General features: G+C 67.5%; 5 protein-coding genes and 1 pseudogene. 3 read left to right on the top strand and 3 right to left on the bottom strand.

Going from position 1 to position 4,532, the window contains the following annotated elements:
• Positions 1–578: SDR family NAD(P)-dependent oxidoreductase (locus ACFQEU_RS11915; protein ID WP_379782407.1), on the top strand; the 578-nt coding region annotated here is incomplete at its 5' end.
• A 68-nt stretch (positions 579–646) separates the two neighbouring features.
• Here the strand turns inward: ACFQEU_RS11915 and ACFQEU_RS11910 are convergent.
• Positions 647–1,714 (bottom strand): phosphotransferase family protein, encoded by a 1,068-nt coding sequence (locus ACFQEU_RS11910; RefSeq protein ID WP_379782405.1) that lies wholly within the window; start codon positions 1,712–1,714, stop codon positions 647–649.
• A gap of 172 nt (positions 1,715–1,886) precedes the next feature.
• On the opposite strand from ACFQEU_RS11910, the gene ACFQEU_RS11905 reads away from it, so the two are divergent.
• Entirely contained in the window at positions 1,887–3,107 is a 1,221-nt protein-coding gene (locus ACFQEU_RS11905) for an acyl-CoA dehydrogenase family protein (RefSeq protein WP_379782403.1), read from the top strand.
• A 6-nt stretch (positions 3,108–3,113) separates the two neighbouring features.
• Here the strand turns inward: ACFQEU_RS11905 and ACFQEU_RS11900 are convergent, their stop codons facing one another.
• Complete coding sequence (locus ACFQEU_RS11900; RefSeq protein WP_379782401.1) at positions 3,114–3,647, bottom strand: winged helix-turn-helix domain-containing protein; 534 nt, start codon at positions 3,645–3,647, stop codon at positions 3,114–3,116.
• A 110-nt stretch (positions 3,648–3,757) separates the two neighbouring features.
• On the opposite strand from ACFQEU_RS11900, the gene hjc reads away from it, so the two are divergent.
• Positions 3,758–4,279 carry a Holliday junction resolvase Hjc gene (gene hjc / locus ACFQEU_RS11895; protein ID WP_379782399.1) on the top strand — a complete coding sequence of 174 codons (522 nt, stop codon included), beginning with the start codon at positions 3,758–3,760 and terminating at the stop codon, positions 4,277–4,279.
• Positions 4,280–4,318: 39 nt separating this feature from the next.
• Here the strand turns inward: hjc and ACFQEU_RS11890 are convergent.
• Positions 4,319–4,532 (bottom strand): annotated as a pseudogene (locus ACFQEU_RS11890) (SWIM zinc finger family protein); the annotation flags it as partial.

Raw genomic sequence — 4,532 nt, 5'->3', positions numbered from 1 at the left:
TGACGGCCGACGTGACCGACGACGACGACGTGGCGGCGCTCGTCGAGACTACCGTCGCGGAGCTCGGATCGCTCGACGTCCTCGTGAACAACGCCGGGTTCAACCCGGACGACGCGCTCGGCGGCCCGGCGGACGTGGGGAGCGACGCCGTCGACACCGTGCTCGACGTGAACCTTCGCGGCGCGTTCCGAACGGTCCGGGCCGCCGGTCCACACCTCGTCGACGCCGGCGGCTGCGTCGTCAACGTCGCGAGCGTCGCGGGCGTGGTCGGACTCCCCAGACAACACCCGTACGTCGCCTCGAAACACGGGCTCGTCGGGCTGACGAAAAGCGCCGCGCTCGATTGGGCCCCGGACGTCCGAGTGAACGCGGTCGCGCCCGGCTACGTCGCGACCGACCTGACGGAGACGCTCCAGGAGAACGAGCGCCTGCGACAGTCGATCCTCGACAGGACGCCGCTCGACCGGTTCGCGGAGCCGATCGAGATCGCGGGGCCGGTCGCGTTCCTCGCCAGCGACGCGGCGAGCTTCGTCACCGGGGAGACGCTCGCCGCTGACGGCGGGTGGACCGCACGCTAGCGGCGATCATCGGCCGGCACGCAGATCGAGTCGGCTCCGTCGGCGTCTGAGAGGTGAAGCGATCGCCTTTAGAGACGGGTTGTTTCCCCGTTCACGTACGCCAGCGCCCGCTCGGCGAGCGCCGGGACGCGCGCCTCCATCTTCGGGTACAGCGGGTCGTCGCTGTCGCCGTTGTGATAGCGCGCGAGGAACATCTCGCCGAGCGCGGCCATCTTGTAGGCGGCGAGCGCTCGATAGAACCGCTCGTGTTCGAAGGTCCGCCCCGTCGTGGTTTCGTATCGCTCGACCAGCTCCATGCGCGTCGGGTACCCATCGCGAGCGGTGAACGTCGACATCAGGTCCGGCATCGCGGGCTCCGGGTCGCCCTCGTCGTACCAGAACAACAGCAGCCAGCCGAGGTCGGCGAGCGGGTCACCCAGCGTCGACAGCTCCCAGTCGAAGACGGCGACGATCTCCGGCGGCGTGCCGGGACCGTACATCACGTTGTCGAGCTTGAAATCGCCGTGGACGAGCGTCTCGTCGTGTTCGGTCGGGACGTTGTCCGCGAGCCACTCGCCCACCGCGACGATCTCGGGGACCTCGCGCACCGAGGCGGTCGTCTCGAAGGCCCACTCCAGCTGGGCGGTCCAGCGGTCGACCTGTCGTTCGGTGTAGCCGGTCGGTCGGCCGAACTCGGCGAGCCCGACCGTCTCGTAGTCGACCCCGTGGATCGCCGCGAGCGTGTCGACGAGCGCTCCGCCCGCCCGTCGTCTCGCTTCCGGAGTCCCGAAGCGGGCGGGTTCCTCCCCGCGGAGGACATCGCCGTTAGCACGTTCCATGAGGTAGAAGTCGCTACCGAGGACGGACGGGTCGTCACAGGAACGGAGGGTCTCCGGGACCGGGACGGACGTGTCGGCGAGCGCGGAGACGACGCGGTGTTCCCGGAGCACGTCGTGAGCGGTGTCCGCGGTCTCGCCCGGCGGTGGTCGCCGGACGACGAGCTCGCGGTCCCCCCAGGTGACGAACAGCGTCTCGTTGGAGTGACCCTCCGCGTGACGCTCGACGGAGAACGACTCCGCCGGGCCGAACTCCGCCTCCAGGTACGCCGCGAACGACTCGTCGTCCACGAGCCGATCGAGGTACTCCGCGTCGCTCATGACGCCCTCCAAAGACCGTGCGAGGCTGCTGAACGAGAACAAACGGTATTCCGGTTTTTGGATAACATTGTTAATCGACTCTGTCCTTATTCGTGGATACATGCCGGGGGATATATTGCTTTTGGCGGGAATCGCCGGAACTACTATTTACATTGCTAACTAACGCTCGGCCATGAAATACGACGATATCGGGCGGGGCCCGGAGATCGCCGAGGCAGTCCGATCGTTCATCGACGAGGCGGTCCTCCCGGTGGAGCGTGAACGGCTCGGCCGGGGCCGGATCCCCGAGACGGCGATCGAGTCCTTACGCGAGGAGGCACGCGACCGGGGGATCTACGCGCCACAAGTCGCCGAGGAGTTCGGGGGGCTTGGACTCGGGTTTCGGGAGATGCTCCCCGTGTTCGAGGAGGCCGGACGTAGCCTGCTCGGGCCGGCCGCGCTCCGCTGTGCCGCGCCGGACGAGGGGAACATGCACACCTTGGAGATCGCGGCGACTGACGACCAGAAGGAGCGGTGGCTCCGCCCGCTGGCCGCCGGGGAGATCGATTCCGGGTTCGCGATGACCGAGCCGATCCAGGGCGGCGGCTCGGACCCGAAGATGCTCGCGACGACCGCCGAGAAGGACGGCGACGAATGGGTCATAAACGGGCATAAATGGTGGACGACCGGGGGGGTCGAAGCCGACGTGTTCCTGACGTTCGCGCGAACCGACCAGGAGGCCCACCCGTACGCCGGCTGTTCCGTGATCCTCGTCCCCGCCGACACGGCCGGCGTCGAGGTCGTCCGGTCGATCCCGCACGTCGGCGAGCGACTCCTCGGGACTACACACGCCGAGGTCAGGTTCGACGACGTCCGCGTCCCCGTCGAGAACACGCTCGGCGAGGAGAACGAGGGGTTCACGCTCGTACAGAAGCGGCTCGGACCGGCCCGGCTCACTCACTGCATGCGGTACGCCGGAATGGCCGACCGCGCGCTCGACATCGCGACGGCGTACCTGACGGAGCGCGAGGCGTTCGGGGAGCCGCTCGCCGAGAAGCAGGGCCCCCGGTTCCGGATCGCGGACCGTCGGACGGAGCTGCACGCCGCCCGAACGATGGTCCGCCACGCGGCCGGGCGGATCGCGGCGGGGAGCGAGGCACGCATCGAGGTGGCGATGGCGAAAACGTTCGCGGCCAACGTCACACAGGAGGCTATCGACGACGCGCTCCAGTTCTGTGGCGGTAACGGGATCGCTCGCGACCTTCCCCTGTCGGCCTTCTACGAGAACGTCCGGCAGTTCCGGATCGTCGACGGCGCCGACGAGGTTCACCGCCGATCCATCGCACGGGACGCCTTCGACGACCCCCCGATGGAGGAGCTCGATCCGATCACGCGGTTCGGCGAGTTCGACTGACGGGTGTCACTCCTCGTCCGACTCCGCCTCGTGGAACACGTCGAACAGCTCCGGGTCCGTCCCGAACTTGAGCACGTTTGTCACCACCGAGTTGCGGAGGTTGTTGACGAGGTCGCCGTGTTCCTTGTAGAACTCGTGGATCCACTTCGACTCCTGTTCGCGGTCCTTGAACATCATGATGGTTTTCCACTGGTAGTCGCCGTCCGAGAGGAAGTACATGAACGTGTGCTTGCTGGAGCGGATATGCTCCAAGGCGTCGCGCCACCCGTCCTCGAACCCCTCGGGGTTGAACTGGAACTCGAACAGTGAAAAAAAGAGGTACTCCTCGTTGGGGACGAGCGCCTCGCGGAACACCTCCGCCTCCCGCATCCGTCGGATCGACTCGTTCACCGTCACGTGAGAGACGTCGATGTCGTGCTCCTCCGCGAGGAGATCTCGGAGCCCCCGGGAGGTGAGCTGCGGATCGCGGGCGAGCTCCTGGAGGATTATCGTGTCTCGTTCCGAGAGGTCCCAGTCTGGGATCGGCTGCTTTTCGGGCATTCGACGGTGTACGATCGACCGACACGGTAATCAGTATTGGGGCAACCCTCGGCGGCAACCCGTCGGTCTTTTACTCCCCTCGCGGCTAGAGAAGTGCGTGACGAATCCGGGTGACGACGACCGTGTCCGCTAACCGGAAGGGGGACCGCCGCGAGCGCGAGCTCGTCAACGCGCTCGACGACGCCGGGTTCGCGGTGATGCGCGCGCCGGCCAGCGGCGCGGCGACCGAGCGAGAGCTGCCGGACGTGCTCGCCGGGAACGGCGAGACGTTCTACGCGATCGAGGCGAAGTCCAGCGCCGGCGACCCGATCTACCTCTCCGGGGAGGAAGTGGAAGCCCTGCTGTTCTTCGCGCGGAACTTCGGCGCGAAGGCGCGGATCGCGGTCCGGTTCGACCGCGAGGACTGGTACTTCTTCCACCCCGGCGACCTCTACACGACCGACGCCGGCTCCTATCGAGTGAAGAAGGAAACCGCGCTCGCCGACGGGACGGACTTCCCCGAGTTCGTCGGCGAGACGGAGAAGGTGCGGTTAGACGAGATCGACACCGACCCCGACGAGGAACGCCGGGAGGTTCTGGAGGCGGTCCGTGACGGTCACATGCCGGTCGAGGACGCACTCGACGTGTTGTGATCGACTCGACCCCTCCGTCTACGGTCGGCTCTCCCACGGTCAGCCTTCCGGGCCGCTCGGCTCCGCGTCGCTGTCGGTCTCCGCCCGGACCAGCCGGGAGGCCGGAAACCCGTATCGCCTCGCGTCGTCGACCCCGTGTGTGGGCGTCAACGACTCGACGTACACCGCTTCGACGACCGGTTCGTGCGCGCCGTACGCGGCGTTCGTGGGGTACGACGCGACCGGCCGGCGCTCGTCGGTCAGGTACGCGTCG

The organism is Halorubrum tibetense, assembly GCF_042661865.1.
Lineage (GTDB): Archaea > Halobacteriota > Halobacteria > Halobacteriales > Haloferacaceae > Halorubrum > Halorubrum tibetense.
The sequence above is the reverse complement of the archived record's forward strand: the minus strand, read 5'-3'. Positions and strand labels throughout refer to the sequence as shown.

What these genes read in the sequence shown, in the direction of transcription:
- ACFQEU_RS11910 (WP_379782405.1), bottom strand. Translation starts at nt 1,714, where the DNA reads ATGAGCGACGCGGAGTACCTCGATCGGCTCGTGGACGACGAGTCGTTC.
- ACFQEU_RS11900 (WP_379782401.1), bottom strand. Translation starts at nt 3,647, where the DNA reads ATGCCCGAAAAGCAGCCGATCCCAGACTGGGACCTCTCGGAACGAGAC.
- ACFQEU_RS11905 (WP_379782403.1), top strand. Translation starts at nt 1,887, where the DNA reads ATGAAATACGACGATATCGGGCGGGGCCCGGAGATCGCCGAGGCAGTC.